Here is a 24951-nt window from a genome sequence, read left to right on the forward strand (position 1 = left end):
CGCATGCCTCTGATGACACCGGCCGGGATCACCCTGCTGGTCACCGACGCGAACCTGAATGTGGTCGGGGATCCGATCGCCCGGTGGACTGAGCTGGACGTGACGTTGCGGTTCAACGAGCCGGCCACCGGATCGTTCACCGCCCCCCGCACCGCGGTGACGGCGGCGCAGTTGGCGCCGGGGAACCGGGTGGTGGTCATCCGCGACGGGGTGATCTTCTGCGCGGGTCCGATCGAGGAGCCCGGCCCGGAGGACTGGTCGGTGACCGGGCAGGCGTCCGGGTCGGGCACGGTGGAGGTGCGGTTCTCCGACGACCTCGCCGCGGTGGTCGCCCGGATCACCTACCCGAACCCGGCGGCGGCGGCGACCGCGCAGACCTCGACGGCGCAGTGGACGGCCACCGACGAGGCCGGGGACATCATCCGCTCCCTGGTCAACCTGAACGCCGGCCCGGGCGCGCTGACCGCACGGCAGGTGCCGCAGCTGGTGCTCGGCGCCGGCGCAGGCATCGGCACGTCGATCAAGTTTTCGACCCGGTTCCGGCCGCTCGGTGACGAACTGCGGTCGGTGGCGATCCTCGGCGGCGGTCTGGGGTTCCGCGCCCAGCAGGTGGCCGCCACCCGGGAGTTTCAGGTGTACGCCCCGGTGGACCGGTCGGCGGTGGTGCGGTTCTCACCCGGGCTGGGGAACCTGCGCTCGTACCGGTACGAGCCGAAGGCGCCGACGGCGACGGTGGCGATCGTGGGCGGCAAGGACGTCGGCACGTCCCGGGTCGTCGTCGAGCGGACCAACACCGCGGCGGTGGCCGGGTGGGGGCGGATGGAAACGTTCGTCGACCAGCGGCAGTCCACAGACACGGCGGTGGACACCACCGAGCTGGACCAGGCCGGCGATGAGGCCCTGGCGCGGGGCGCGGAGACGGCCCGGTTGGCGTCGGTGACGATCGACACCCCTGATCAGCGGTTCGGTGTGCACTACCAGCTCGGCGACAAGGTGTCGGTGGAGCTGGAGTCGGGTGTGGTCGTCGCCGATGTGGTGCGGGCGGTGCACCTTCAGGCCACCCCGGACGCCGGTGAGGTGGTCACCGCGGTGGTCGGGTCGCAGGATGCGTCGCCGGATCCGCTGTGGGTGCGGTACCTGCGTGACGTGTCCCGGCGGTTGGACGGATTGGAGACCATCTGATGGCCGAGTCTTACGCCCCGAGTCCGGGGGTGACGCAGCGGCAGCATGAGCTGATCCTGGGCCGGGGCATGGCCACGGGGGTGCACGGGCATCCGGACGACTCGTCGGTGGTGTACGCCAACGGCGCCGGGACCCGGCAGGTCAACGTGCGGGCGTCCAAGTCGGCGCTGGTGGAGGGCTACTTCTGGCAGAACGACGCCGTCGAGTTCTCCAAGACCCTGGCGGCGAACACGTCCGGAAGCACGCGGATCGACCTGGTGGTGTTGCGGCTGTCCCGGTCGGACTACTCGGTGTCGGTGCAGGTGGTGCAGGGCACCCCCGGTGCGGGCGCTCCGGCGACAACCAACGCCACGGGCACGTCGGGCTGGTGGGAGCTGCCCCTCGCTGAGGTGACGGTCGCCAACAACGCCACCACCCTCGCCTCAACGGATGTGGTGCGGCGCTGCTGGTACCTCGGCGAAGACGGCATGATCCTGTGCAAGGCGGCCACGATGCCGCCGCCGTCGCCCGGGCGGGTGGTGTACCGAACCGACACCGACCAGTACCTACTGTCCAACGGCACCACGTGGAGCCCCACCGCCGAGGACTCGGGGCTGCTGTCCCTCGCCTTGTCGTCGGGGTGGACGGCCGCGCTGAACAGGGTGCAGAAGCGCAACGGCACCGTGGTGGTGGCGGTCAACGTCACCCGCAGCACGACGATCGCCGCGGGCACGTCGGTGAAGGTCGGGCAACTCCCGGCCGGCTGCTATCCGACGTTCGACGTTCCCGGGCAGGCGTCCTACGGGGCCGGGAACGGTGAGGCGGTGCGCCTGAAGGTGACCACCGCGGGCGGTGTGTACGTCGAGACGCCGCTGGGTTTGGGCATCAACGCCGGCCGGGCCCTGGATGGGTCCTTGACTTTCCACGCCGCCTCCTGAGGGGAATCTGATGGCTCGCTACTGGTTCGGCGGCGGGATCGCCGACTGGACGTTCACCACACAGGACGCGGTGGACGGCTTCGACGACATCGCGCAGATCGTCAGTGGGGTGCAGGTCACCGTCTACAACGCGGAGACCGGTGGCACACAGGTCACCGACCTGCTCGACGCCGACGGGATCGCCGCGACGACGATCACCTCGTCGGACGGTTCGGACGGGCGGGCGGCGGGCACGATCCCGCCGTTCCAGGGCCCGGACGGGGTGACGGAGCTGTGGGCGTCGGCCGGCGGTGGTCCGCGTGCGCTGCTGCAGGCGCGGCTGGGTGGGCCGTTGGCGGCGGTGGCGGATCTGGCGCAGGACACGGCCGACGACTTCGCCGCGTACGCGGACAGCCCGCCGCAGGCGTTGATGCCGACGTGGTCGCAGGACACCGCCGCGGTCGGTGTGGGCGTGTACCGGATCTACAACCCGACGGGGAAGACCCTCACCTTGCGGGGCGTGGTCGCGTCGGTGGGCGGCAGCACGCCAGCCGGCAGCTCGCTGGTGGTGACGCTGAAGGTGGACGGGGTGGAGGCGTTCACCTCCGGGAACCGTCCGACGATCGCCGCCGGGCAGCGCACGTCGGGTGTGGCCTCGACGTTCGCGGTGTCGGCGTGGCCCGCTGGGAGCTACCTGACGGTGGACGTGATCCAGGTGGGTTCGACGACCGCCGGAACGAAGCTGACCGTGCAGGCCCTGGCCTACTGACAGGAAGGGCCCGCCCATGATGCTCGGCTGGTGCCCCGGCACCCTGTCCGTCGAAGCCACGTTCGCCCGCTACCCCGGCACCGAAGCCGTGCGGGTGTTCCGCAACAGCTCCCAGACCCTGCCGTCCTGGTCCGGCACGGTCCTCGGCCCGATCGTCGCCGCCGGAGCTGTCCCGCACGTGTCGTTCAAGATCTGGGACCTCGCCGCCGTCACGACCTGGCTGGACTCCATGCCGTCGGGGCAGCGGCTCATCCTCACCTACTGGCACGAGCCGGAGCAGCAGACCTCCGGTGACCCGCTGCCGGCGGTGTTCCGGTCCCGCTGGCTGGAGCTGGTGCAGGCCCTGGAGTCGCATCCGGCCCGGTCCCGGATCACTCTCGCTCCCGTGTACACGCACTACTGGTGGGAGCACAACAGCAACCCGGCGGCGACGTGGTGGCCTGCGGACGCCGCGTTCGGCATCGACGCGATCGGCTTCGACGTCTACAACGAGTCCTCCAGCGTCTACCGGGATCCGGCGGACATGCTGAAGCTGTGCCGGGACATGTCCGCGCTGGTCGGCAAGCCGTACCTGATCGCCGAGTGGGGCGCCGAGCGTGTCTCCTCCGATCCGTCGGGTTCGGGGTGCGCGGAGTGGATGCGGTCGTTCGTGCAGGTGCTGCACGCCGACGACGCGGTCAGCGGCACGTGGTTCCACTTCGGCGGCGACGACCTGATCGCGCAGAACCGCACGGTGGAGGAGCAGACCCTCGCCGGGCTGATCGCCGCCGAGACGGCCCCACCGCCGGTCACGGGTGGGATCAGCCACGTGGCGGCCGGTCAGTCCCTGAACTCGGCGTCCGCCCTGAACCTGACGGTCGCGAAGCCGGCGGGCACCGCCAACGGCGACTACCTGGTCGCGTTGATGGGGTGGATCGGGTCGACGGTCACCACCACCGACCCCACCCTCACGCTGCTCGGCACCCAGACCGACACCAGCAACCTGACCAGCAAGGCGTACACGCGGGTCGCCGCGTCCGAGCCGGCCTCGTACGCGTGGGGGCTGTCGTCGGCGCGGAAGAACGCCGGCTGGGTCGGCGCGTACCGGGGTGTGCACGCCACGACTCCGCTCGCCGCCTGGGCGTCGGCGGCCAGCACCACCGACGGCACGGTGCACACCGCCCCGTCTGTGGCGGTGCCCGAGGGCGGCGTGCTGCTGACGATGGTCATGTCGCGGCACTCCAACACCGGCACGCCCACCACCTGGTCGGGGGCGGGTGGGGACACGAAGCGGTGGGATGCCGCATCGAACGCGGCCGGCGGCCAGGACATCACCGTCGCTGTGTTCGAGTCGCAGCCGCTCGCGGCGGGCACGTACGGGCGGACGTTGACGGCGAACCAGACGCAGACCGAGGTGACGGTGTGGTCGGTCGCGTTGGCGCCGGCCCCGACGGCTCCGGCGGTGTCACCGGACCTGACCGCCGGGGTGCCGATCTTCTAGGAGGCCCAGGTGCCGCTACTCGCGAAGGAGCTACTGGTGGCCACGACCGCACCGCAGACGCTGCTCGACGCCCGCCGGCTGCTGCTGAACCACCTCGACATCAACCCGGGCAAGGTGGTCTCCACCGACCTCGACCCGGCCGAGGTCGGCATCGTCCCCGACGCTGCGCACCGGGGCGGCTACCACTGCGGCGCCGACCGGGTCATCTCCAACGACTACTCGGTGGTGGAGTCATCCCGCGACCGGACCGGGCTCACCTCGTACGCCTGCGCGCTGGACGTGGGTGCGTTCTCCGTCCGCTCCGGCGGCGCCACCCACACCCTGCGGACGTTCTCCACCTGGCTGGTCGCCCAGTGCGCGGCCGGGACGGCGGACACCCGGGACATCCGGGAGGTCATCTACTCCCCGGACGGGTCGACGGTGCGCCGCTGGGACCGGCTCGGCCGACGCTCCAGCGGCGACAGCAGCCACCTCTGGCACACGCACATCAGCTACCACCGGGACGCGATCCGCGCCGGCCGCGACCAAACCGCGGTGTTCCGCCGCTACCTCACCACCATCGGACTCATCCAGGGAGACGACATGCCGCTCACCAAGGCCGACATCCCGATCATCCGCGAGGCGTTGCACGGCTGCGAGATCGGCCGCTCCGGCGTCACCATGGGCGCCGTCCTCGACCTGATGCGCGGCATGCCGTCACAGGTCGCCGCCGTGCGCGCCGACGTGGCCGCCCTCGCCGGCCGGGACCTCGTCGACGAGCAGCAGGTCGCCGTCCAACTCGCCCCGCTGGTGCTCGCCGGCCTGTCGCCGGAGCGCATCGCCGCGGCGATCCCCGCCGAGCTGGCCCGGCAGGTCGCCGACGAGCTGGCCGCCCGCCTGGCCGCGTAGTGCGCCCGGTCACGATCGGCCGCGGCCGGCAGCCGTTCGAGGTGGCCGTCCTGCTCGCCGCGCTGCTGTCCGGACTGACGCTGCTCGCCACCGGCAACCGGCCAGCGTCCGTCACCGCCGGCATGCCCACCAGCGTCCAAGCCATCTGGGAGGTCGGGCTGATCCTCGCCGGGGTCATCGGCCTCACCGGCGTCAGCATGCCCGGCACCCGGCTCGCCGCTTCCCTGGGCGTGGAACTGTGCGGCGTCGCCGCCCTCGGCACCGTCACCACCATGTACGCCATCGCCCTGTACGCCGTCAGCGGCAGCGCGGCCATCGCCGCGGGGGCGTTCGTGGCTTCCACGGCGCTCGCGTCGTGGTGGCGGGTGGCGCAGATCGGCCTGGATCTGCGGCGGGTCACCATCGCCGTCGAAGCCGGCCGGGTGGCTGACGTGTCGCTGCTGGTGGAACGGGAGCGTCCATGAGTTGGGTGGAGACGGCAACGACGGTGGTGGGTGCGCTCGGCGGGGCGGTCGGCGCCGCGGGCGGGTTGGCGGTCATCGCCAGCCGGAAGAAGATCCGCGCTGAGGCGGCGGACGTGCTCACCGACACGGCGTTGACGCTGCTGGAGCCGCTGAAGGTGCGGGTGCACGAGTTGGAGGCGGAGGTGAAGACGACCCGCGACAACATGGTCGAGCTGTCTGATTCGGTGTCCGGCCTGACGGCCACTTTGCGCCGGTGGCGGGCGGCGATCCTGCACCCGGACGCGAAGGTCGAGGCCCTGCGGCGGATGGTCACCACCGAACCGGTGGGCGCCGGAAGCCGCGACCAGGGTCAGTAGGCGCCCACGTCGCGGATCCGCCACCGCACGGCGGCCGGGTCCAGCCCGTACGCCTCCGCCAACTCCCGCAGCGCCGGCTCGTCGCCGTAGAGGCGCTTCGCCGCCGTGTCCGCCGCCTCGGGTGTCGGGAAGACGGTGACCTGCCGGGGTTCCTCAGCAGGCCAGTTCAGCCACAGCTCCCAACCGCTGTCATCCATGCGCTTGAACAGGCGCACCCAGGCAAGCGGGCGCCCCGGGTCGTCTACGTGATGCGCGATCCCGACCTGTCGGAGCTGCGGAAATCCAGCCACAACCGGCGACGCTACCCCGCGTCCCGGCATTCACGAACCCAGGAGACCTGATGGAGAAGTACGGCAAGGCCTTCGCCTCCCTGGCGGGCGCCGTCCTCGTCGCCCTCTACGCCGCCCTCGGCGGCGACAACCACGTCGACCCGGAGGAGTGGGTGCAGATCGGCATCGCCGCCGCCACCGCCGCCGGCGTCTACCTCGTCCCCATCGCCCCCCAGTACCGGTGGGGCAAGACCGCCGTAGCGGTCATCCTCGCCGTCCTCCAGGCCCTCGCCACCACCGTGCTCGGCGGCCTCGACTCCGGGGAGTGGATCGTGCTGGTGCTGGCCGGGCTGACCGCCGCCGGGGTGGCGTTCGCGCCCGCGGTGTCGGACAACGGCATCGCCTCGAGGACCCCGGTCACCGCCGACTGACCGCACGCTGCACAGACAGCGGCCCCCGCTTCCCGATCTGGGAGGCGGGGGCCGCTTCTGCGCGTCCGGGGTCAGTTCACCAACCCGACCTCCGCGCATACGCCGGTGAACGTCAACGCCGCAGCCGCCGCGTTCGCCTCCATCACCGCCTCATCCCCGGCGCCCTGCGCCGCCTCCGCCAACTTCACCCGCTCCCCGAACGCCGCACCCGCGCGCACGAGCTTCTGCTCGCTGGACTGCTGCGCCTCGTAGGCGGCGGCGGCCATCTCGTCGAGGGTGTCCCCGTCGGCGTCGAGCGCGTCCGCGACCCGCTTGCACGCCTTGACCGCGTACACGTCTGGGCCGCTCGCCGCGGGCGACGCCGCCGCGGCGGTGGCCGGCGGACTGCTGGTGGGCGCGGCGGCCGGCTCGGGGCTGTCGTTGGAGCAGCCGGCGAGGGCGAGGGCGACCAGGACGGCCGCGGCGGGGAGGATGCGGGTTCGGGTCATGGCCGGCACGGTAGCGAACAGGCGCACGAGAACGGCCCCCGCTGGAGCTTCACGCTCCGGCGGGGGCCGCTTCGTGCTGTCCTGGGTCAGGCGGACCGGGGGCCGAACTTCCGGTTCAGAGTGGCTCGGTTGAACCTCGGCGGCGTGTCCTCGCCGCACAGGTCGGTGTCGAGCACCTTCGCGTCGCGGGCCGCCTTGATGGCCTGCCACGCCTCCTCTTCGGCCACCTCGGCGGCGCGGGCCTTTTCCACGGCGACGGCGCGGAGGCGTTCCTGCTCGTCGCTGTAGACGGTCTTGGGGCGAACCACGGCGGTCACGCTATCAGCTCCTTGTCTCAGTTGACACATGCCCTGCTGTGGGGTTAGCGTCTCATCAGAAACACAAACCCGCAAGGCAAGACCGAGGAGGCCACCCGGATGAGCGACCCCGACCACGCGTTCGACGGCCGGTTCACCCGGCAGTGCAAGGAGGTCACGGAGGTCGCGCCCGGCCGGCTCGGCCAGTGCGGGAAGCCGCGGGAGGCGCACGGCAGCGAGCGCCCGAAGGGCAAGTAGGCCCGACCGCCCCCGCGGGGCATCCACCCATCACCGCATGCCCGTGCGGAGGCCCGCCAACCAAGCGAACGCCCAGAGGAGGACCCGATGAGCACCGCCGACTTCGCCGCCGCGTTCGCCGCCCTGTACGCCGGCCACCAGGTCGCCGACCACTGGATCCAGACCCAGCACCAGGCCGACCACAAGGGGCAGCCCGGCTGGGCGGGCCGGTGGGCCTGCGTGAAGCACGTCGCCACCTACACGGCGACCGCCGTCGTGGCCCTCGCCCTGGTCGCCACGGTCACCGGATGGCGGCCCGGCTGGCTGCTCGTGGCTGCCGGTCTGACGGTTAGCGCGGTCACCCACTACATCGCCGACCGTCGGACGCCGCTGCGCCGGCTCGCCGAGCTGGCCGGTGCGGGCCGCTTCTACGTCCTCGGCACCCCCCGCCCGGGCCGCGACGACAACCCGTCGCTCGGCACGGGCGCGTACGCCCTCGACCAGTCCTGGCACATCGGGTGGCTGTTCATCGCCGCCCTCATCATCGCGGCCTGACCAGGCCCTTCGAGAAGGAGAAGCACATGCTGACCTGCGGCAACAGCGACGTGTTCCGCAATGCCCGGCAGGACCGGGAAGGCAAGCAGACCGCCACCTGCGGTGTCTGCGGCTCCACCGTCCGCAGTGAGAGCGGCACCACGATGCGCCGGGTCACCGGCGGCATGCGCCAGGAGCGCTGACCGCCCCCGTGGCCGCCCGGCTCATCACCCGGGCGGCACGCGGAGGCCGCCAGACCACCTGACGGCACAACTGAAGGGAGCCCGCCATGGGCCTGTTCAAGCGGGTGGCCGAGAAGGTCGCCTACGAGAAGGAGTCGCACCGGATGGGCAAGGAGCACGTCGCGAAGGTGCGGAAGGACAGCCCGGAGCTGTACGTGAAGGGCTACTGGCGGAAGACGCCGGAGCAGGCCCGCGCCGAGGTGCGCCAGGCGAAGAAGGGCCGCTGACATGGGCATGCTCAGCAAGACGAACCCCGACCTCACCGTTCGCGGTGACACCAGCCTCGTCGACACCGACGAGTACCGGGACGTCCTGGCCGCGATCGTGGCCGGGCACCGCACCCGGGAGCAGATCGCCGACCACCTCGGCATCCCCCTGCACCCGGTGTTCGGGCACGCCGGACTGCACACGCTGCTCCGCGCCACGGTCAGCTTCGACCACACCTACGAGCAGGTCGTGGACGCGCAGTCGCACTACCTGCCCACCAAGGCCGGGCGTGCCCGCGCCGCGAGCAACCACTGACCACGTAGACGGCCCCCAGCCAAGGCGACTGCACCGCCGGCTGGGGGCCTTGATCAGACCGCTAGGAGGTCCGACCCATGGACATCATCACCTACTGCATCGAGGAGCGGCGCATCGACCGCTCCGGCAACACCATCCGCACCGAGGGCCGCTTCGCCACCCGCGACCGCGACGGCGGCCTGCGCACGTTCGCCGCGATGGCCGCGACCTGCCCGACCCGCTACCAGCCCGGCTCCGGCCGCCGCCTGGTCCTGGTGACCCGAGGCGGTGACCGGTGATGGGCATCTTCAACAGCAGCAAGGGCAGCACCGACCCGAAGCGGGGCGGCGGGTTCACCGTCACCGGCGTCAGCCAGGGCGGACGCAAGGCCAAGGCCGTCCGCAACGAGACGACCAAGCCGAGCAACCGTCTGCGCCTCAACCGCCGGCCGGGACAGTGAGGTGCCTGTGATGACCGCTCTCATCGTCACCGCCCTGATCCTCGCGCTGGGCCTGCTCGGCCCCGCCGACGGCCTGACCGCCCGCGTCAACCGGGCCGTCTACCGCATCGTCGGCTGCGCGGCCCCCCTCGCCGTGGGCGCGCTGCTCACCAACCTCGGAGGCATGTCGTGAGCCTCCTCAACCGCCTGCGTCCCGCCCCACCGGCCGCGCCGGGCGCCGTCATCGCCCAGGCCGCCCGCGCCGTCGAGATCGTCGACCAGCAGCTGTACCAGATCGTGCGGCTGCTGGACCGGCCGACTCAGCCCACCAACGACGTCGAGGACTGGGCGCTGTCCACGTTGCGCCGCTCCGTTCTGTCTGCCCGCATCGCCCTCGGGAGGTCGATCCGATGAACGCCCGCACGATCGCCGCGCACGCCGGCGTGGCCGCCCTGCCCACGATCGTGTGGGAGGTCGGCATCCACCTGCCCGCCGGTGACCCGGGAACCGTGCTGCGGCTCGTCGGGTTCGCTCCGTTCCTGCTCGCCGGACTGCTGCTGGCCGTCGGCGCTGACGCCCGGCGCCGCGCCGAGCCGGTCCCGGCGCCGCGTACGCGCGGCCCGCAGCCCGTGCGGAAGGAGTTGGCCCGCTGATGTGCACGATCTCCGGCAAGTGCGGCTGCAACGGCGGCACCGGCACCTTCCTGCTCGCCCTCGGCGGGCAGATGCTGCTGTGGCTGCTGAAGACCGCCGCCCGCGCGTTGCAGCTCGCCCTGGTGCTGCTGATCCTCGCCGGGAAATGGGCGGCCCCGCGCGCGTGGCGGCTGGCCCGCCGCGGCTACCGGGGCGCCCGCCACCGGTGGATCACCCGGCCGGTGGTGCTCGATCGGCAGCCGGCCGGTGAGCTGCCGCAGCAGACCAACGCGATGACCCTCGCCGACCTCCGCATCAAGGAGCCCGCGAACCGATGACCACCACGATGGAACCCACGACGCTGGACGAGCCGCCGGCAGTGCCGGACATGCCGCCGCCCGGCAAGCCCACCCACGACGACCTCACCCCCGCGCTGCGGCTGATGGTCGACGAGCTGGACGACGTGTACGGCGGCGCCGACTGCCCCAGCATCGACAAGACCGCCGAGCGGATGCGGGAGGAGACCGGCAACAAGTCGTGGGACTCCCGCGGCCAGGTCGACAAGGCCCGCGCCGCGTACCGCGCCCGCCACGGCATCGAGACGCCGCCGAAGAAGCCGCGTACCGAGCCGGCCAAGACCGGCCGTACCAAGCCGACGCCGCCGCGCCGTACCGCCGTGGTACGGACCAAGCCGGCACCCGTGGTACAGGTCGAACCGGCACCGGTGGTACAGGAGCCCGTACCGCCCTCGCCGCCGGCGGTGGTACAGCCGGACGTACCGACCCCCGCCGAGCCGATCGAGGCGACGCCCGTACCGCAGCCCGCCGAGACGGTACGTACCGGCCTGGTACGGCGGCCCGCGGTGTGGCCCGTCATGCTCCTCGCCGCCCCCGCGTTCGTCGCCATCTGGGGCGGCTGGGTCGGCCTCGGCAAGCTCACCGGGTTCGGCACCGTCAACCTGCTGCCCGGCATCGTCGCCGACGGCGGCTGGGCCACCATCGACTCCGCGATCACCCTGCCCATCGGCGTGGAGACCTACGGGGCGTACGCCCTGTACGTGTGGCTGTCCGGGCGGGTGTCGGGGCGGACCCTGGCGTTCGCCCGCACCTCGGCGATCACGTCGCTGCTGGTCGGAGCGCTGGGCCAGGTCGCCTACCACCTGCTGGTCGCCGCCGGCGTGAAGTCGGCCCCGTGGTGGATCACCACCCTCGTGGCCTGCCTGCCCGTTGCCGTGCTCGGCATGGGCGCCGCCCTGGCCCACATGGTCCGAGAGGAGAAGTGACCATGGCCGACGACGACAAGGTGCTCGACACCCACTACGAGATCGCGCTCGACGACGAGCCCGACCCCAACCGCGGACCCGTCTACGTGGACGTCGTCACCAAGGACAACACCCGCCACCCCGTCATCCCCGCCCAGTGGCGTGGTACGGACAACGTCAAGTCCACGCTGAAGCGGCAGGCCGCCACCGCCGGACACATCGCCGCGTACCACGCGGTACGAAGCCCGCGGTACATCGGCCTCGCCGTCGTGTGGTCCGTCGTCGGCGTGTTCCGCATCCTGTGGCGGCACATCCGCTGGGCGTTCCACCCCGAGCTGAACGCGCTGCTCCAGGAGGCCGCCACGAAGGGCGACCTGAAGGAGGGCCGTACCATCGAGCAGCAGCTGGCCACCCGGCGCAGCGGACGACTCGTGGTACTGCTCATCGAGCTGGTCACCCTCGCCGTCGTCGGCGGCGTCCTGTTCGCATTCGCGCCGCGGTACATCCTCGTCCTGGTCGGCGCCGCGCTCGTACCACTGCTCGCCCACTACGGCCGCCCCGCCACCATGCCGATCGTCACCCCGGCCGTGGTGCGAGGCCGGTACCGGCTCATCAACTCCGACACGGTGCTGCGCGCGTACTACGCCGCGGGGCTCGGCAACCCCGCGAAGCCCGACCAGGAGGTCGGCTTCCTGGGCCGCATGGAACGCGACGGCGAGGGTGGACGCGTCAAGGTCGTCCTGCCGTACGGCAAGGGCTTCGACGACGTCGTCAAGGCCCGCGGCGCGCTCGCGTCCGGCCTCGACGTCGCCGTGTCGCAGGTGTTCCTCACCCGCGACCCCGAGTCGAACCGCTCCCACTACCTGTGGGTCGCCGACAAGGATCCCCTCGCCGTTCCCGCAGGTCGCACCCCGCTTCTGCGGTGCCGGCAGACCGACATCTGGAAGCCCGCCCCGCTCGGCCTCGACGAACGCGGCCGGCTGGTCACCCTGTCGATGCTGTGGACGTCGATCCTGGTCGGCGCCCAGCCCCGCCAGGGCAAGAGCTTCACCGCCCGCGCGTTGGCCCTGTACGCGGCGCTGGACCCGTACGTGAAGCTGACCGTGTTCGACGGCAAGGGCTCCCCGGACTGGCGGAAGTTCCGGCTGGTCGCCGACCGGTGCGCGTTCGGGCTGGCCATGTCTCGTGACGGCGACCCGGTGGAGATCTTCGTCGACGCGCTGCGGGAGCTGAAGGACGACGTGCAGTGGCGCTACCAGCGGCTGTCCGAACTGCCGGTCGACGTATGCCCAGAAGGCAAGCTGACCAGGGAAATCGCCCGGAACCCGAAGTACAAGATGCCCGTGCGGGTGGTCGTCATCGACGAGTGCCAGGAGTACTTCGACACCGGCGACGCCGAGCTGGACGCGGAGATCGCCTCGCTGCTGGTGTTCCTGGTCAAGGTCGCGCCAGCCGCCGGCGTCATCGTCCTCGACGCCACCCAGAAGCCGTCCGGCGTCGGCACCCAGAAGATCGCGCAGAAGTTCACCAGCTTCCGCGACAACCACCAGGTCCGCTTCGCGCTCCGCACCGGATCGTGGCAGGTCAGCGACCTGGTCCTGGGGTCCGGCGCCTACTCGGAGGGCTACGACTCGTCGCTGCTGCTGCCCACCTACAAGGGCGTCGGCATCCTCCGCGGTGCCTCCGACGACACCCCGACGGTGCGGACGTTCCTCGCCGACGCCGAGGACGCCGAGAAGATCCTCATCGCGGCGCGGCGGATCCGGGAGCAGGCCGGCACCCTCTCCGGGATGGCCGCGGGTGAGGACATGACCCGTGAGGCTCGTGACGTGCTCGCCGACGTCATCCGGGTGTGGGCGTACATCGGCCGCCAGGGCGTGCAGTGGCCACAGCTGGCCGAGCTGCTCGCCGCGCACATGCCGGAGCAGTACGCCGGCGAGTCCCCCGAGTCGATCTCGGCGCTGGTGCGCAACGAGGGCGTGCCGTCGGTGGACGTGAAGACCGACGGGGTGGCCCTGAAGGGCTGCCGGCGGCGGGACATCGAGGCCGCGATCGAGCGCCGGCAGATCGCCGGATGAGTCGCGGCAGGTCGCGCGACCGGTCGCGGCTGCGCGACCAGGCCCGCGACCCTCTGACCAGCGCAAACGGTCGAGGGTCGCGGGTCGCGGCACCTGCCGGAGAACCCCGAAAACCACCCCTGGAGGCCCTGTGAGACCCCTTCTCGCCGCTACCGCTACCTCCGAAGCCCCCCTGCCCTGGGAAACAATCCTGGCCGTCCTGGCGGGTGGCCTCCTGCTCGGAGCCCTGTACTACATCGCCGAGTGTCGGTGGTGGCCGATCGCCGACTGCCGCAAGTGCGACGGCCGTGGGAAGTTCCAACCAAAGGGCCGCAAGGTCCGACGCCTCTGCCGCCGGTGCAAGGGCACTGGGGGCCGGCTGCGGTTCGGCCGGAAGGTGTGGAACCGGTTCGCGAAGGTCCGCAAGGCGGCGTCCTGACTCGACGCGCGTCGGGCCCCGGCCATGTCGGTCCGGGGCCTTACGCTTGCCCGGGATCTACTCAACGCCCGAAGACGATCTACTCAACGGATCTGGCAGATGGCGAAAAGTAACCACCGAGTAGCTGTCACAAACCCGGACACATCAACGCCGATCTTGCTGACCGTACGGACACGCGCGATCACCAGAGGGTGCGAATCCCGCCCACCTATACGACGATGTACAGCTCACGGCCAGGCACGCGACACTCCTTGCCTGACGACAACCACGGTGGCGAGTTGAGCAGCCAGCCCGCCACCCACAGAAGTCCCGTGAGTCGGACGACGGAGATCACCACCGGGGGGAGGTGAGCCACATGCGCCGCAGCATCCACCGCGCCATCCTGATCGCCGGCCTCGGCGCCGGCGCCACCCTCGGCGTGCTCGCCCTCGCCGACGACCCCGCCCAAGCGGACGACAAGCCGGCGGCGGTCCAGAGCCCGGGGGGTGCGCTCGACCGCGGCCTGCCCGGACGGCCGGTGAAGAAGTTGCTCGACGCGGTCACCGACGTGGTGCCGGTGAAGGTCGACCCGAAGCCCGAGGCACCGGCGAAGGACGAGCCGGCCGACGAGCCCACCCCGCCGGCGCCGAAGCCCGACCCGGAGCCGACCCGCGAACCCGAGCCGAAGCCGGAGCCCACCCGCGACCCGGAGCCGGAGCCGACCAAGCCCGTCGAGCCGACCGCCGAGCCGACCCAGCCCGGCGAGGACCGCGACACCGACCAGGCCGACCCGGAGCCGGAGCCCACCGAGGCCGCACCGACACCCGAGCCCACCGAGACGACCGCGCCCCTGTGCGACGTGCCGCTCGTTGACGGCGTCTGCCAGGTCGTCGAAGACGTCGTCGAGGTGGTCGACGAAGTGGTCCCCCCCGTCGAGGTCGACGTGCCCCCGGTCGTCGTGGACGTGCCCCCGCTGGTGGTCGACGTGCCGCCGATCGTGGTGGATGTCCCCCCGGTCGTCGTGACCCTCCCGGCCACCGACCCGGCGCCGCTGCCCGACGCCGACGCCACCCCGCAGCCGACCGCCAGCCCGACCAGCCCGGCGCCCGTCGTCGTCACACCCGGCCAACTGCCCGTGCCCATCGGCCCGCAGGCCACCGAAGCCACCACCCCGGTGGCCACCGTTGGCGAACTCCCCGCCGCGGCCCTCGAAGACCTGCCGCCGCCGGACTGCGCCGAACCCGTCGACCAGGCCACGGCCGGGCACGTCGACTACCGCACCGTGCTGGAACGCCACCGGCTCACCAAGCGGGGCATGCGCGTCGGCACCCGCTCCGCGCCCGGCTGCCCGAAGCCCGGCCAGCCCGACGGCGGCAAGAACTGCACCGACGCCACCACCGGCGGCAGCAGCAACAGCCACCAGCACGGCCAGCCCCTCGGCGACGTCACGTCGATGCTCGCGCAGCCCACCCTCGACCAGCTGCGCCACGCCCGCCCGCGCTCGCAGATCCCGCCGTCACGGCACACCAGCATCGAGCCCGGCCCCGCCTGAGCCCGCCCCCGCCCACCGCGCGAACACGTGGGCACGCCGCCGGCTATGCCGGCAGGAGGCAGGGCGGACCGCGAACGAACCCGCCTCCGATCACCCGTCCCAGGTCAAAGACGATCGGAGCTGAACAGCACATGGCACAGCAGGCACCGAAACCACCGACCAAGCGCCTCTTCGCCGCCGCCTGCCTCACGGGCGGGGCAACGATCGGCTCGATCGCCATCGTCGGGGTGGGACACTTCGGCTACGGCAGCATCCCCACCGGCAGGCTCATCGCCTACTCGGCAGCGATCCTTGTCGGGGCATGCATCGCTGGCGCCCTCGCTGCGCGCTACGTCGTGCAGAAGTGCCGCCGAGACTCCTGGTGGGACGGGCACGCCGCCTCCGAAGCCCCCACCCCCGAGGCGATCCCGCTGCGCCGCATCCAGGCCGAGCTGGAACAGCTGACCGAAGCAGTGATCGACCTGGCCGACGCCGCTGGACGCCCCCGCACTTCCCAGCCGCCCGCGCAGTCGCAGCCCAGCGTCTACGCCAGTCGCGCCGCACAGGGCGACACCGTCGCCTTCGCGCGTCAGGCCGAGCCGAGCGACTCCGACACGCGGGTCCGGTTGGTCGAGCCCAAGCCCGCCGATCCCGTAGCCGAAGCGCGCGCCCAGGGGTACGCCGAAGGGTATGTGGACGGGATCGCCCGGCGGCGCGACGCGGAGGGCGCCGCCGACTGAGTTCCCCTACCTCTCCCCTAGAACGCCTCAGGCCCCCTCCGCGGAGGGGGCCTGAGCTGCGGTGGAGGAGATCCACTAGCTGGGTGACTGATGGGAATTGAACCCACGACAACCGGGACCACAACCCGGTGCTCTGCCAACTGAGCTACAGCCACCATGCTCGCCGCTCCGGTCGACCCGGGCGGTGCGCGGACTAATAATAGCCACACCCCGGCCGACCCCGTCCACCGGGTTCGGCCCGGGCGTCAGAGCTGCGCGGCGATCGCCTTCGCGGTCTCCACGTCCGGCCCCGGCAGCGGCACGAACACGGTCCGCCGGTAGTACTCCAACTCGCGGATGCTCTCCCGGATGTCGGCCAGCGCCCGGTGGGCCAGACCCTTCTGCGGCTGGCCGAAGTACACCCGGGGGTACCAGCGCCGGCACAGCTCCTTGATCGACGAGACGTCGATCATCCGGTAGTGCAGGTGGGCGTCGAGCCGGGTCATGTCCCGGGCCAGGAAGCCACGGTCGGTGGCGATCGAGTTGCCGCACAGCGGCGCGGTACGTGGATCCTTCACATAGCTGGTCACGTAGTCGAGCACCATGTCCTCGGCCTCGGCCAGGGTGACCGTGGAGCGGCGTACCTCCTCGGTCAGGCCGGACTTGGCGTGCATGGTCCGCACGATCTCCGGCATGCCCTCCAGCGCCGCGTCGTCGGCGTGGATCACCACGTCGACGCCCTCGCCGAGCACGTTCAGGTCCGGGTCGGTGACGAGCGCGGCGACCTCGATGAGGGCGTCCCGACGCAGGTCCAGCCCGGTCATCTCACAGTCGATCCAGACGAGAAGATCAGCCACCGGGACAGACTACGCGCCGCCGACCCGCCCGCGCCTCGGCACCGGGGGCCAGGTGGACCGCTAGGGTTTCCCCGTGCCAGCCGAACCCGTAGCCCCGCCCGCCGTCAGCCAGGACGACGCGGGCGGACGTACGGCCCGGCGGGTGGTCACGGTGCTGGCGCTGGTCGCGATCCTGCCGGCGCTCTACCTGCGCAACCTGCGGCACGACTACTTCGACCAGAAGATCTACATGTCGGCGATGGACTGGTGGGCGACCGGACACCCGCTCTACGACTACGTCCAGCCGGACCGGGTGCAGGGCGAGCTCTACTTCACCTATCCGCCGCTCGCCGCGCTGCTCCTGGCCCCGTTCGCGTACCTGCGGCTCGGGGTGGCGATCGCCACCTTCGCGGTGCTGACCGTGGTCGCCGTGGTGGTGACCACCCGTTGGCTGGTGCTGCCCGTGCTGCGGCGACACGACCTGCCGCGCGGGTTCGGCCTGACCGTCGCCGTGCTGCTGGTGCTGGCGGTGGAGAGCACCCGGGAGACGCTCACGCTCGGGCAGATCAACATGCTGCTCGTGGTGCTGGTCCTGGCCGACCTGCTGTTCGCCGTACCGCAGGGGCGGCGCTGGGCCGGCGTGGGCGTGGGGCTGGCGGCGGCGCTCAAGCTCTTCCCCGGCATCTTCGTGCTCTACCTGCTGGCCATCCGACGGTGGCGCGCGGCGGCGGTGGCGGCGGCGACCGCCGCGGTGGCCACGCTGCTGGCCGCCGCGGTCGCGCCGGGCGACTCGTGGCGGTTCTGGACCCACGAGCTGTGGACCACCGAGCGGGTGGGCCGCACCGACTACACCGGCAACCAGTCGCTGTTCGGGCTGCTCAGTCGCCTGGCCCCGTCGGCCGAGCCGGGCCGGCTGCCGTGGCTGCTGCTCGTGCTGGCGGTCGCCGGGTTCGGCCTGTGGCGGGCCGCGCGGGCGGCCCGGGCGGGAGACGCGCTGGTGGGTCTCACCCTGACCGGCCTGGTGGGCGGGCTGGTCAGCCCGATCACCTGGATCCACCACCTGTACTGGTTCGTCCCCGCCCTGGTGGTGCTCGTCGACGCGGCGCTGGACGCCGATCCGGCGACGCCCGGCGGGGCGCGCCGGCGCGGCGGTCTGCTCGCGCTGGCCGTCGGCGTCGGCCTGCCGATCGTGTACGGGTTGGTGACGTTCCAGGACTGGGGCACCGCGATCGTGCACACGGACGATCCGGTCGACTTCGTCGTCCGCAACCTGTACGTGCTGCTCAGCCTGCTGCTGCTGGCGGTGCTGCCGATCCGCCGGGGCCGCGATGACTCATCCGAAAATTCGGACTGACCGGACAGACCTCGCGTCTGGGCCGGTTCGGCGCTAATCTTGTCCCAACTACCTCAGGTTTCTCCCAGGTAGCACCGAATTCCCCCGGTGACGGTGGCCCTCCGCGTCGGCAGCGCGGAGGGCCATCCGCCGTCCAGGGCTCACTCCTCGGCCGGCGGCGCGCCGACGGCGACCAGTTGCCGCCGAGGCAGCGGCGGCGGGACCGGCTGCCGGCCCAGCCCGCTCAACGAGCTGACCCCGAGCCGCCCGGCCAGCACCGGAACCTGGTCCGGCTCGACGACGAAGACGACCTCGCGCGGCCGACTCGGGCGCAGCAGCAGCACCGCCGCGAGGACCACCAGCAGCGTCCCGCCGGCCAGCAACGCCCACACCACCCCGGGGAACCAGCCGGCCCGCACCTCGCCCCGCATCTCCAGGTCGAGGCCGGCGGCGCCGTCCGAGCGCATCACCACCAGGCTCAGCGACCGGTCGGCGAACTCGGCCGGGCTCCACTCCAGCGAGCCGACGCCCTGGCGTACCCAGAAGGGCTGGCCGAGCGGGACGGCGTCGGCGACGCCCGCGGTGGCCGGGTCGAGACCGACCGGGAGCGGGCCCCGGGTCACCGCGACGCGTCGCACGGTGCTGTGCGGGACGTCGGCCAGCCACCGTCGCACCTGGTCGGTCGGGGCGAGGCCGAGGAAGACCGGACCGCCGGCGTCCCGCGCGGTGAGGCGCAGCCGGGCCTGCCCGGTCCGGACGATCGGGAGGTCGGCGCGGAGCATCGCGTCCACATCGGTGACCACCACCGCGCGGGCGGGCGTGCGGACCGGCTCGAAGCGGGCGGAGAAGCCGCCGTCCGGGTCGGCGTGCCGGGCGGCGATCCCGAGCCCGGCGCCCGCCACCAGCACCGCGACCCCCACTGCCAGTGCCAGCATGCCGGCGATCGTGCGTACGAAACGCATTCGCGTCGTCCCTCTCGGTAGCCAACTACCCGGCCGACCTTACCGACGCCTGTCGCGCGATCGCCGGATATCGGCGGCACCCGCCCCGGAACGGCAACCGGCCCGGCGGACACGATCCGCCGGGCCGGTGACTGTCGCCGTGCTCAGGACGTCGCGGTGGGCTCCCGCCGGGTACGCGCGAACGCCAGCCCGCCGAGGACCAGGCCGGCCAGGCCGGCGACGAGGCCGGCGACCCCGAGCGCGGTACCCGCGCCCGAGTCGTCGTCGTCATCGTCGTCGTCCGCGGCGGCGGCCGCCGCCGGCGCGCTCGCGCCGGGGGACGCGGACGCCGCGGCGGCCAGCGTGAGCACCGGGGCCGGGTTCTCCGGCTCCTCCGCGCCCGGCGTCGGCTCCTCGATCCAGCGGGAGACGTTGCCGTCGGAGTAGGTCTGCAGCACCTTGAACACCATGGTGTCCACCTGCGGCAGCGGCCCCATCGACACCGGGAACTCCTGGAACTCGCCCGGCTTGACGCCGCCGCCCTGCGCCGCGGTGAAGGTGAGCTTGGAGACCGCCTCGGTGAGCTGGCTGCCGTGCACCTCGATCGGCGGGTCGACCTTGCGCTTCTCCACCGCCACCGTCCAGCCCGGCACCGGCATGGTCGAGACGGAACCCACCGGCGCGTTCGCCGGCAGGTTCACCTCGACCTTGACCGTCGACGCCGTGTCGCTCTCGTTCGGCACCCGGAACGCGAACCGACCGTAGCCGCCCTGCGTAGCCTCCTTCGGATTGACGGTGACGTGCGCCGAGGCCGACCCGGCCAGGCCGAGGACGGCGGTGGCGACGGCGGCGAGAGTCAGCGCGGCGGCGGTCGCGGGGCGCCGGAGACGGATCATCAGAGGGAACCTTCCGTTACTTGATCGGCACGGTGGCGGTCACCGTGGCCTGGTCGATGTCGGACGTGCGGACGGTGAAGCGGAGCTGCCAGTCGCCCCGGGCCGGCAGGTTGACCTCGCCGGTGGCGTGGTTGTCGCTCAACGGCAGCAGCGGGACCGTGATCGGCTCGATCCCGGCCGACGGCAGCGCCGCGGTGACCTTCCACTCCTGCACCGGCTGCGGCCGGTTGTCGGTCGTGTAGGCGTAGAGGTGCAGCGAGTTGTTGCCGGTCTCGGCCGGGTCCAGCTCGACCTGGAGCGAGTAGATCGGGCTGCTCAGCGTGGTGGAGAAGTAGCCGGCCGGCGCGCCGGCCACGTCGGCGGCCGCGGTCCGCGCCGGGGTGGTCTGCACCAGCGTCGCGGAGAGGCCCAGCACCACCGCGGTGATCGCCAGCTCGGCCACCACGGCCCGCCGCATCGAACCCGGCCGGCCGGCGGCGACCCGCCGGCGCACCAGCGCCCGGGAGTACGCGGCCACACCGATCACCAACGCGAACAGCACGATCTTGGCGAGCAGCAGCCGCCCGTACGTGGTGTCGATCAGTGCCGTCGGGCTCGCCACCTCGATCAGACCCTGCACGGTGCCGGCCAGCAGCAGCGCGGCCACCGCCAACGCGGCCCAGCGGGACCAGATCGGCAGGATGGCGTCCAGCTCGCGTTCGTCGGCGCGGCGCAGCAGGAAGACCGCCAGCATCACCAGACCGCCCAGCCAGACCGCCATCCCGCCCAGGTGCACAGCGTCCACCACCACCGAGACGGCCGGCGCCGGGGAGGCGGCGGCGTGACCGGCGAGCGGCCAGGTGAACAACGCCGCACCGCCGAGGACGGCCAGGATGATCCCGTCGGTGCGGCCGACCGGACCGGCGAACAGCGGGCGGAGCAGGAACGCCGCCGCGGCCAGCAGGCCCAGCCGGACCAGGTGGGTGGTGCCGTAGGCGCTGCCCAGCACGTCGCCCAGGCCGGCCCCGGTGACGTCGAACAGCCCGCCGCCGTTGGTGTAGGGCACCTGGATCCACAGCTCGGCCACGGTGGCGGCGGCCAGCACGCCGAGCCCGGTCCAGGCCAGCCGCGCCGGGCCCCGGCGGGACAGCCGGCGCGGCCAGAGCGCGGCCAGCACCAGGGCCGGGCCGACCAGCAGCAGCAGGCCCACGTAGCCGACGTACTTCGCCACCTTGACCGCGGTCTCCGTCACCGGGTTCGCCCGGTTGTCCGAGCCGGTGTCGGTCGGCGGCTCCGACGGCGCGCCGACCGAGTAGGTGAACGCGCCGGAGACCGGGTGGCTGTCCGCCGAGATCACCCGGTAGCTCACCAGGTAGGTGCCGCGCGCGCCGGACGGGTCCACCGGGATGGTGACCTCGGCGCCCTGGAACGTCGGCTCACCCCGGTCGGCCCGGGAGCCGTCCGGGGCGATCACCCGGACCTTGCCGGGCACCTTCCGGACGCCCTCGCTGAAGGTGATCACCACCTGGGCGGGCGCCTCGGGCACCACGGCGGACGCGGCGGGGCTGCTGCTCACCAGCACCGCGTGGGCGCTGGCCGGGGTGGCCGGGGCGAGCAGCAGGGTGACCAGGAGGAGCAGCAGCCCGGCGACGGTCCCGGAGCGGGCGGCGACGACCCCGGGCGGGCGGCGTACGGCAGCAGTCATGACCGCCATGGTTCCCGAACCGTGGCGGGCCCGGCGAGCCGACCTCCGCCGGGCGCGCCGCAGCGCCCGATCGGTGCGGTGACGCGCGCCACCGGAACCTGGTCGGAGGTCATGAGGGGGTAGTCGGTGGGCGGACGGAAAAAGTTCCCGGCGTGTGCGGGACCACGGAATGGGCCGAAGGACCCTGTCACCCACAGGTACGCCGCGTAACCTCGTCTGTCGTGATCCCCGCCCCGCGCGACACCGCCGCCGACCACCCCGAGCCGGGGTCCGAGGCTGCGCGGGAGACGGTCACCGGGTGGGCGCTGGCCGCCCGGCACGGCGACCCGGCCGCCCAGGCCGCGTTCGTCCGGGCCACCCAGGCCGAGGTCTGGCGCTTCACCGCCGCCCTGGTCGACCCGGACAGCGCGGACGACCTGACGCAGGAGACCTACCTGCGGGCGTTCCGGGCGCTGCCCGGCTTCGAGGGACGGTCCACCGCCCGCACCTGGCTGCTCGGCATCGCCCGCCGGGCCTGCGCCGACCACCTGCGGACCGTGGTGCGCCGCCGCCGGCTCGACGAACGGCTCGCCGCCCAGGCGGCCACCGACCGGCCCGGGCCGGACCCGGCCGGCCAGTTGGGCGCCGCCGACCTGGTCCGCCGGCTGCCCGCCGAGCGGCGCTCCGCGTTCGTGCTCACCCAGCTGCTCGGCCTGTCCTACGCCGAGGCCGCCGACGTGGAGGGGGTGCCGGTGGGCACCATCCGCTCCCGCGTCGCGCGGGCCCGCGACGAGCTGGTCGGCGCCGTCGGCGACACACTGGCCGGATAGCGGGAACCTTTCATGCCTCCCGGACGACGAATGACTGTGACCCCCTCCCCCACCCGGGCCGACCGCTGGCGGGCCCTGCGGCCCTGGCTCGGCGTGGCGGCCCGCCTCGGGCTGGCCGCCGTCTGGCTGATCGCCGGTGGCACCAAGGTCGGTGACCTGGCCGCCTCCGGTCGGGCCGTGAACGCCTACCAGGTGATGCCGTACGACCTGGCCACGGTGATCGGCGCGGCGCTGCCGTTCGTGGAGCTGGCCCTGGGGCTGCTGCTGCTCGTCGGGCTGGCCACCCGGGTCAGCGCCGGTGTCTCCGCCGCGCTGCTGGTGGTCTTCGTCGTCGGCATCGCCTCGGCCTGGGCCCGCGGCCTGGCCATCGACTGCGGGTGCTTCGGCAGCGGCGGCCAGCTCGGCGCCGGCGAGACACCGAGCTACCTCCCGGAGATCCTCCGGGACCTGGGATTCCTGCTACTGGCCGGATTCCTGCTGATCTGGCCCCGCACCCCGTTCTCGGTGGACGGCTGGCTGGCGGGCGACATCGTGGAGGACGAGGATGAGTAGTCGCAAGGGACGCAAGGACGCGTCACGGGTGGTGCGCGAGCAGATCGCCCGGGAGAAGCGGCGCAAGCGCACCCTCTACACCACCATCGCCGCGGTGCTGGTGCTGATCCTCGCCGGCGGCATCGGCTGGGCCGTCTACTCCTCGCAGAAGTCCGACGACTTCACCGCGCCGCCCGGTGCCAACGACGCCGGCACCGGCATCGTCGAGGGCAGCGGCCCGGTCACCATCGACCTGTACGAGGACTACCTCTGCCCGGTCTGCAAGCAGTTCCAGCAGGTCAACGGCGAGACCATCAACCAGCTCGTCAGCGAGGGCAAGGCGAAGGTGGTCTTCCACCCGGTCGCCTTCCTCAATCGCTTCTCCACCACCGAATACTCCACCCGTTCGTCGGCCGCCTCCGGCTGCGCCGCCGAGGGCGGCAAGTTCCGCGAGTTCACCGACCAGCTCTTCGCCAAGCAGCCGCCGGAGGGCAGCGCCGGGCTCAGCAACGACGAGCTGATCGACATCGGCGCGGGCGTCGGGCTGAACCGGGACGACTTCGCCTCCTGCGTGAACGACGGCACCTACACGGCGTGGACCGAGCACGTGACCGACGAGGCGAGCAAGTCCGGCGTGACCGGCACCCCGACCATCAAGGTCAACGGCAGCGAGGTGCAGGACAAGAGCCCGGACGGGATCAAGGCGGCCGTGGAGGCGGCCGGGAAGTGATCCCCGCACCGCTGCGCCGGGCCGGGCTGGTGGTCGCCGTCGCGGCCACCGCCCTGCTCGCGCTCGCCGCACCGGCCGCCGCGCACGGCGCGGACGCCCCCGACGGCACCGACTACCGGGGCGCGGTCACCGGCGTCAGCCCGGACCGGCCCGGGCTGACCGCCCGGCTGGTCGAGGCCGGCGCGCGGCTGGAGCTGACCAACCGCACCGGCGCCGACGTGACCGTGCTCGGCTACTCCGGCGAGCCCTACCTGCGGATCGGCCCCGAGGGCGTGTTCGAGAACAGGCGCTCGCCGGCCACCTGGCTGAACCGGACGCTGGCCGGAGAGACCCGACTGCCGGCCGAGGCGGACCCGGCCGCCCCGCCGGACTGGCGGCGGATCGACGACGGACCCACCGCCCGCTGGCACGACCAGCGCACGCTCTGGCGCGAGGACGCCCCACCGGCCGCCGTCGCCGCCGCCCCCGACCGGGAGCAGCGGGTCCGCGACTGGGTGGTGCCGCTGCGCGCCGGGACCGAACCGATCGAGGTACGCGGCACGCTGGACTGGGTGCCGCCGCCCGACCCGTACCCCTGGTGGGTGGCCGCCACCCTCGGTTTCCTGGTGATCGGCGCGGCCGGGCTGGTGCCCGGCGGCACGACCGCCGGCGTGCGCGCGCTGCGCGCGGTGGGCGGCCTGCTCGCCCTCGGCGGCGTGGCGGCCGTGGCGCTCACCGTCGGCCGCGCGCTCGACACCGGCGGCCCCGGGTTCGGCGGCCTGCTCGCCGAGCTGCTCACCGGCCAGGTGTGGACGCTGCTCACCGGCCTCGGCGCGCTCGCCGCCGGCGGCTACGCGCTGGCCCGCCGACCGGCCGCCGACTTCACGCTGGCGCTGGCCGGCGCGTGCCTCACCCTGTTCGCCGGGGTGTCGAACCTGGCCGTGCTGTCCCGCTCGGTCCCCCCGGCCGCCGGCCCCGCAGGACTGGTGCGCGTCCTGGTCGCCGTGGCCCTGGCCACCGGCGCCGGCGCGGTCGCCGCCGGTCTGCTCCGCCTCCGCACCGCCGCCCGCACCACCCCCCACCCCCACCTGACCCGCACCCCCTGACCCGCCCCCGCGCCCC

At 72.8% G+C, this 24951-nt stretch carries 34 protein-coding genes, 1 tRNA gene and 1 pseudogene; 28 read left to right on the top strand and 8 right to left on the bottom strand.

The features are described 5' to 3' along the window. Window positions 1-3: 3 nt before the first annotated feature. From CO540_RS13390 to CO540_RS13420, 7 genes are all read left to right on the top strand, one after another. The gene (locus CO540_RS13390) at window positions 4-1182 is read left to right on the top strand and encodes a siphovirus ReqiPepy6 Gp37-like family protein (RefSeq protein WP_216642364.1); all 1179 of its coding nucleotides are present in this window, start codon (window positions 4-6) and stop codon (window positions 1180-1182) included. Window positions 1183-1289: 107 nt separating this feature from the next. Continuing rightward, window positions 1290-2099 carry a hypothetical protein gene (locus CO540_RS13395; protein WP_157779119.1) on the top strand — a complete coding sequence of 270 codons (810 nt, stop codon included), beginning with the start codon at window positions 1290-1292 and terminating at the stop codon, window positions 2097-2099. 10 nt (window positions 2100-2109) lie between these two features. After that, window positions 2110-2847, top strand: coding sequence for a hypothetical protein (locus tag CO540_RS13400; protein WP_099162303.1), 738 nt, complete (start codon window positions 2110-2112; stop codon window positions 2845-2847). Window positions 2848-2863: 16 nt separating this feature from the next. Next, window positions 2864-4327, top strand: a complete 1464-nt coding sequence (locus CO540_RS13405; protein WP_099162304.1) for a hypothetical protein — start codon at window positions 2864-2866, stop codon at window positions 4325-4327. A gap of 36 nt (window positions 4328-4363) precedes the next feature. Further along, entirely contained in the window at window positions 4364-5215 is an 852-nt protein-coding gene (locus CO540_RS13410) for a hypothetical protein (RefSeq protein ID WP_099164742.1), read from the top strand. Further along, on the top strand, window positions 5215-5679 hold the full coding sequence (locus CO540_RS13415) for a hypothetical protein (protein ID WP_099162305.1): 465 nt from the start codon (window positions 5215-5217) through the stop codon (window positions 5677-5679). The genes CO540_RS13410 and CO540_RS13415 overlap by 1 nt, the downstream gene beginning before the upstream one ends. Further along, a complete protein-coding gene (locus CO540_RS13420) occupies window positions 5676-6035 on the top strand; it encodes a hypothetical protein (RefSeq protein ID WP_157779120.1) in 360 nt (119 codons plus the stop codon). The genes CO540_RS13415 and CO540_RS13420 overlap by 4 nt, the downstream gene beginning before the upstream one ends. Here the strand turns inward: CO540_RS13420 and CO540_RS13425 are convergent. Then, window positions 6029-6232: a hypothetical protein gene (locus tag CO540_RS13425; RefSeq protein ID WP_157779121.1), complete on the bottom strand. Its 204-nt coding sequence runs from the start codon at window positions 6230-6232 to the stop codon at window positions 6029-6031. The two genes, CO540_RS13420 and CO540_RS13425, sit on opposite strands and share 7 nt — an antisense overlap. A gap of 143 nt (window positions 6233-6375) precedes the next feature. On the opposite strand from CO540_RS13425, the gene CO540_RS13430 reads away from it, so the two are divergent. Further along, the gene (locus CO540_RS13430) at window positions 6376-6735 is read left to right on the top strand and encodes a hypothetical protein (RefSeq protein WP_099162308.1); all 360 of its coding nucleotides are present in this window, start codon (window positions 6376-6378) and stop codon (window positions 6733-6735) included. Window positions 6736-6806: 71 nt separating this feature from the next. Here CO540_RS13430 and CO540_RS13435 read toward each other — a convergent pair whose 3' ends face one another. Together CO540_RS13435 and CO540_RS13440 are read right to left on the bottom strand one after the other, a co-directional pair. Beyond that, complete coding sequence (locus tag CO540_RS13435) at window positions 6807-7223, bottom strand: hypothetical protein (protein ID WP_157779122.1); 417 nt, start codon at window positions 7221-7223, stop codon at window positions 6807-6809. Between the two features lie 86 nt (window positions 7224-7309). Beyond that, entirely contained in the window at window positions 7310-7540 is a 231-nt protein-coding gene (locus tag CO540_RS13440; protein ID WP_099162310.1) for a hypothetical protein, read from the bottom strand. A 99-nt stretch (window positions 7541-7639) separates the two neighbouring features. Here CO540_RS13440 and CO540_RS30160 point away from each other — a divergent pair, with 99 nt between their 5' ends. The 15 genes from CO540_RS30160 (at window position 7640) to CO540_RS13495 (ending at window position 16111) form a co-directional block, all read left to right on the top strand. After that, window positions 7640-7777, top strand: a complete 138-nt coding sequence (locus CO540_RS30160) for a hypothetical protein (protein ID WP_157779123.1) — start codon at window positions 7640-7642, stop codon at window positions 7775-7777. Window positions 7778-7864: 87 nt separating this feature from the next. Continuing rightward, on the top strand, window positions 7865-8311 hold the full coding sequence (locus CO540_RS13445; protein WP_099162311.1) for a DUF3307 domain-containing protein: 447 nt from the start codon (window positions 7865-7867) through the stop codon (window positions 8309-8311). 26 nt (window positions 8312-8337) lie between these two features. Further along, on the top strand, window positions 8338-8493 hold the full coding sequence (locus CO540_RS30165; protein WP_157779124.1) for a hypothetical protein: 156 nt from the start codon (window positions 8338-8340) through the stop codon (window positions 8491-8493). Between the two features lie 86 nt (window positions 8494-8579). Further along, the gene (locus CO540_RS13450) at window positions 8580-8759 is read left to right on the top strand and encodes a hypothetical protein (RefSeq protein WP_099162312.1); all 180 of its coding nucleotides are present in this window, start codon (window positions 8580-8582) and stop codon (window positions 8757-8759) included. A gap of 1 nt (window position 8760) precedes the next feature. Continuing rightward, window positions 8761-9054 (top strand): hypothetical protein, encoded by a 294-nt coding sequence (locus tag CO540_RS13455; protein WP_099162313.1) that lies wholly within the window; start codon window positions 8761-8763, stop codon window positions 9052-9054. A gap of 77 nt (window positions 9055-9131) precedes the next feature. After that, a complete protein-coding gene (locus CO540_RS13460; protein ID WP_099162314.1) occupies window positions 9132-9332 on the top strand; it encodes a hypothetical protein in 201 nt (66 codons plus the stop codon). Beyond that, window positions 9332-9493, top strand: coding sequence for a hypothetical protein (locus tag CO540_RS30170; protein ID WP_157779125.1), 162 nt, complete (start codon window positions 9332-9334; stop codon window positions 9491-9493). Before CO540_RS13460 ends, CO540_RS30170 begins: the two co-directional genes overlap by 1 nt. A gap of 10 nt (window positions 9494-9503) precedes the next feature. Continuing rightward, window positions 9504-9665 carry a hypothetical protein gene (locus tag CO540_RS30175; RefSeq protein ID WP_157779126.1) on the top strand — a complete coding sequence of 54 codons (162 nt, stop codon included), beginning with the start codon at window positions 9504-9506 and terminating at the stop codon, window positions 9663-9665. Further along, entirely contained in the window at window positions 9662-9886 is a 225-nt protein-coding gene (locus tag CO540_RS13465; RefSeq protein WP_099162315.1) for a hypothetical protein, read from the top strand. The genes CO540_RS30175 and CO540_RS13465 overlap by 4 nt, the downstream gene beginning before the upstream one ends. Further along, complete coding sequence (locus tag CO540_RS13470) at window positions 9883-10125, top strand: hypothetical protein (protein ID WP_099162316.1); 243 nt, start codon at window positions 9883-9885, stop codon at window positions 10123-10125. The genes CO540_RS13465 and CO540_RS13470 overlap by 4 nt, the downstream gene beginning before the upstream one ends. After that, window positions 10125-10442 (top strand): hypothetical protein, encoded by a 318-nt coding sequence (locus tag CO540_RS13475; RefSeq protein ID WP_099162317.1) that lies wholly within the window; start codon window positions 10125-10127, stop codon window positions 10440-10442. The genes CO540_RS13470 and CO540_RS13475 overlap by 1 nt, the downstream gene beginning before the upstream one ends. Beyond that, window positions 10439-11386, top strand: coding sequence for an ABC transporter permease (locus CO540_RS30915; RefSeq protein ID WP_253866652.1), 948 nt, complete (start codon window positions 10439-10441; stop codon window positions 11384-11386). The genes CO540_RS13475 and CO540_RS30915 overlap by 4 nt, the downstream gene beginning before the upstream one ends. A gap of 2 nt (window positions 11387-11388) precedes the next feature. Then, window positions 11389-13443 (top strand): cell division protein FtsK, encoded by a 2055-nt coding sequence (locus CO540_RS13485; protein WP_099162318.1) that lies wholly within the window; start codon window positions 11389-11391, stop codon window positions 13441-13443. 773 nt (window positions 13444-14216) lie between these two features. After that, entirely contained in the window at window positions 14217-15392 is a 1176-nt protein-coding gene (locus CO540_RS13490; RefSeq protein WP_099162319.1) for a hypothetical protein, read from the top strand. A 131-nt stretch (window positions 15393-15523) separates the two neighbouring features. Continuing rightward, the gene (locus CO540_RS13495) at window positions 15524-16111 is read left to right on the top strand and encodes a hypothetical protein (RefSeq protein WP_099162320.1); all 588 of its coding nucleotides are present in this window, start codon (window positions 15524-15526) and stop codon (window positions 16109-16111) included. Window positions 16112-16193: 82 nt separating this feature from the next. Here CO540_RS13495 and CO540_RS13500 read toward each other — a convergent pair. Both CO540_RS13500 and orn read right to left on the bottom strand, forming a co-directional pair. Continuing rightward, window positions 16194-16266 (bottom strand) — tRNA-His (locus CO540_RS13500). Between the two features lie 90 nt (window positions 16267-16356). After that, a complete protein-coding gene (gene orn, locus CO540_RS13505) occupies window positions 16357-16947 on the bottom strand; it encodes an oligoribonuclease (protein WP_091580855.1) in 591 nt (196 codons plus the stop codon). A gap of 73 nt (window positions 16948-17020) precedes the next feature. Here orn and CO540_RS13510 point away from each other — a divergent pair, with 73 nt between their 5' ends. Next, on the top strand, window positions 17021-18280 hold the full coding sequence (locus CO540_RS13510; protein WP_099162321.1) for a glycosyltransferase 87 family protein: 1260 nt from the start codon (window positions 17021-17023) through the stop codon (window positions 18278-18280). Window positions 18281-18435: 155 nt separating this feature from the next. Here the strand turns inward: CO540_RS13510 and CO540_RS31320 are convergent. From CO540_RS31320 to CO540_RS13525, 3 genes and pseudogenes are all read right to left on the bottom strand, one after another. Next, window positions 18436-18708, bottom strand: a pseudogene (locus CO540_RS31320) (hypothetical protein); the annotation flags it as partial. 656 nt (window positions 18709-19364) lie between these two features. Beyond that, window positions 19365-20096: a YcnI family protein gene (locus tag CO540_RS13520; RefSeq protein ID WP_099162323.1), complete on the bottom strand. Its 732-nt coding sequence runs from the start codon at window positions 20094-20096 to the stop codon at window positions 19365-19367. A gap of 16 nt (window positions 20097-20112) precedes the next feature. After that, window positions 20113-21780: a copper resistance CopC/CopD family protein gene (locus CO540_RS13525; RefSeq protein ID WP_099164743.1), complete on the bottom strand. Its 1668-nt coding sequence runs from the start codon at window positions 21778-21780 to the stop codon at window positions 20113-20115. 221 nt (window positions 21781-22001) lie between these two features. Here CO540_RS13525 and CO540_RS13530 point away from each other — a divergent pair, with 221 nt between their 5' ends. Genes CO540_RS13530 through CO540_RS13545 form a run of 4 tightly spaced genes read left to right on the top strand, consistent with a single transcriptional unit; the run spans window position 22002 to window position 24935 of the window. Then, window positions 22002-22589 carry a sigma-70 family RNA polymerase sigma factor gene (locus CO540_RS13530; protein ID WP_099162324.1) on the top strand — a complete coding sequence of 196 codons (588 nt, stop codon included), beginning with the start codon at window positions 22002-22004 and terminating at the stop codon, window positions 22587-22589. Window positions 22590-22619: 30 nt separating this feature from the next. After that, window positions 22620-23141, top strand: a complete 522-nt coding sequence (locus CO540_RS13535; protein WP_099162325.1) for a MauE/DoxX family redox-associated membrane protein — start codon at window positions 22620-22622, stop codon at window positions 23139-23141. Further along, window positions 23134-23850 carry a thioredoxin domain-containing protein gene (locus tag CO540_RS13540; RefSeq protein WP_099162326.1) on the top strand — a complete coding sequence of 239 codons (717 nt, stop codon included), beginning with the start codon at window positions 23134-23136 and terminating at the stop codon, window positions 23848-23850. The genes CO540_RS13535 and CO540_RS13540 overlap by 8 nt, the downstream gene beginning before the upstream one ends. Beyond that, on the top strand, window positions 23847-24935 hold the full coding sequence (locus tag CO540_RS13545) for a hypothetical protein (protein ID WP_371682282.1): 1089 nt from the start codon (window positions 23847-23849) through the stop codon (window positions 24933-24935). Before CO540_RS13540 ends, CO540_RS13545 begins: the two co-directional genes overlap by 4 nt. Window positions 24936-24951: the final 16 nt, after the last annotated feature.

This window comes from Micromonospora sp. WMMA2032 (assembly GCF_002688545.1).
In the GTDB taxonomy this organism is placed as follows: Bacteria; Actinomycetota; Actinomycetes; order Mycobacteriales; family Micromonosporaceae; genus Micromonospora; species Micromonospora sediminicola.

Excerpts from the sequence above, each read along its gene's own strand:
- CO540_RS13390 (WP_216642364.1), top strand. The coding sequence starts at position 4 with ATGCCTCTGATGACACCGGCCGGGATCACCCTGCTGGTCACCGACGCG.
- CO540_RS13400 (WP_099162303.1), top strand. The coding sequence starts at position 2,110 with ATGGCTCGCTACTGGTTCGGCGGCGGGATCGCCGACTGGACGTTCACC.
- CO540_RS13405 (WP_099162304.1), top strand. The coding sequence starts at position 2,864 with ATGATGCTCGGCTGGTGCCCCGGCACCCTGTCCGTCGAAGCCACGTTC.
- CO540_RS13420 (WP_157779120.1), top strand. The coding sequence starts at position 5,676 with ATGAGTTGGGTGGAGACGGCAACGACGGTGGTGGGTGCGCTCGGCGGG.
- CO540_RS13425 (WP_157779121.1), bottom strand. The coding sequence starts at position 6,232 with ATGGATGACAGCGGTTGGGAGCTGTGGCTGAACTGGCCTGCTGAGGAA.
- CO540_RS13430 (WP_099162308.1), top strand. The coding sequence starts at position 6,376 with ATGGAGAAGTACGGCAAGGCCTTCGCCTCCCTGGCGGGCGCCGTCCTC.
- CO540_RS13435 (WP_157779122.1), bottom strand. The coding sequence starts at position 7,223 with ATGACCCGAACCCGCATCCTCCCCGCCGCGGCCGTCCTGGTCGCCCTC.
- CO540_RS30160 (WP_157779123.1), top strand. The coding sequence starts at position 7,640 with ATGAGCGACCCCGACCACGCGTTCGACGGCCGGTTCACCCGGCAGTGC.
- CO540_RS13445 (WP_099162311.1), top strand. The coding sequence starts at position 7,865 with ATGAGCACCGCCGACTTCGCCGCCGCGTTCGCCGCCCTGTACGCCGGC.
- CO540_RS30165 (WP_157779124.1), top strand. The coding sequence starts at position 8,338 with ATGCTGACCTGCGGCAACAGCGACGTGTTCCGCAATGCCCGGCAGGAC.
- CO540_RS13450 (WP_099162312.1), top strand. The coding sequence starts at position 8,580 with ATGGGCCTGTTCAAGCGGGTGGCCGAGAAGGTCGCCTACGAGAAGGAG.
- CO540_RS13455 (WP_099162313.1), top strand. The coding sequence starts at position 8,761 with ATGGGCATGCTCAGCAAGACGAACCCCGACCTCACCGTTCGCGGTGAC.
- CO540_RS13460 (WP_099162314.1), top strand. The coding sequence starts at position 9,132 with ATGGACATCATCACCTACTGCATCGAGGAGCGGCGCATCGACCGCTCC.
- CO540_RS30170 (WP_157779125.1), top strand. The coding sequence starts at position 9,332 with ATGGGCATCTTCAACAGCAGCAAGGGCAGCACCGACCCGAAGCGGGGC.
- CO540_RS30175 (WP_157779126.1), top strand. The coding sequence starts at position 9,504 with ATGACCGCTCTCATCGTCACCGCCCTGATCCTCGCGCTGGGCCTGCTC.
- CO540_RS13470 (WP_099162316.1), top strand. The coding sequence starts at position 9,883 with ATGAACGCCCGCACGATCGCCGCGCACGCCGGCGTGGCCGCCCTGCCC.
- CO540_RS13475 (WP_099162317.1), top strand. The coding sequence starts at position 10,125 with ATGTGCACGATCTCCGGCAAGTGCGGCTGCAACGGCGGCACCGGCACC.
- CO540_RS30915 (WP_253866652.1), top strand. The coding sequence starts at position 10,439 with ATGACCACCACGATGGAACCCACGACGCTGGACGAGCCGCCGGCAGTG.
- CO540_RS13485 (WP_099162318.1), top strand. The coding sequence starts at position 11,389 with ATGGCCGACGACGACAAGGTGCTCGACACCCACTACGAGATCGCGCTC.
- CO540_RS13490 (WP_099162319.1), top strand. The coding sequence starts at position 14,217 with ATGCGCCGCAGCATCCACCGCGCCATCCTGATCGCCGGCCTCGGCGCC.
- CO540_RS13495 (WP_099162320.1), top strand. The coding sequence starts at position 15,524 with ATGGCACAGCAGGCACCGAAACCACCGACCAAGCGCCTCTTCGCCGCC.
- CO540_RS13520 (WP_099162323.1), bottom strand. The coding sequence starts at position 20,096 with ATGATCCGTCTCCGGCGCCCCGCGACCGCCGCCGCGCTGACTCTCGCC.
- CO540_RS13525 (WP_099164743.1), bottom strand. The coding sequence starts at position 21,780 with ATGACTGCTGCCGTACGCCGCCCGCCCGGGGTCGTCGCCGCCCGCTCC.
- CO540_RS13535 (WP_099162325.1), top strand. The coding sequence starts at position 22,620 with ATGACTGTGACCCCCTCCCCCACCCGGGCCGACCGCTGGCGGGCCCTG.
- CO540_RS13540 (WP_099162326.1), top strand. The coding sequence starts at position 23,134 with ATGAGTAGTCGCAAGGGACGCAAGGACGCGTCACGGGTGGTGCGCGAG.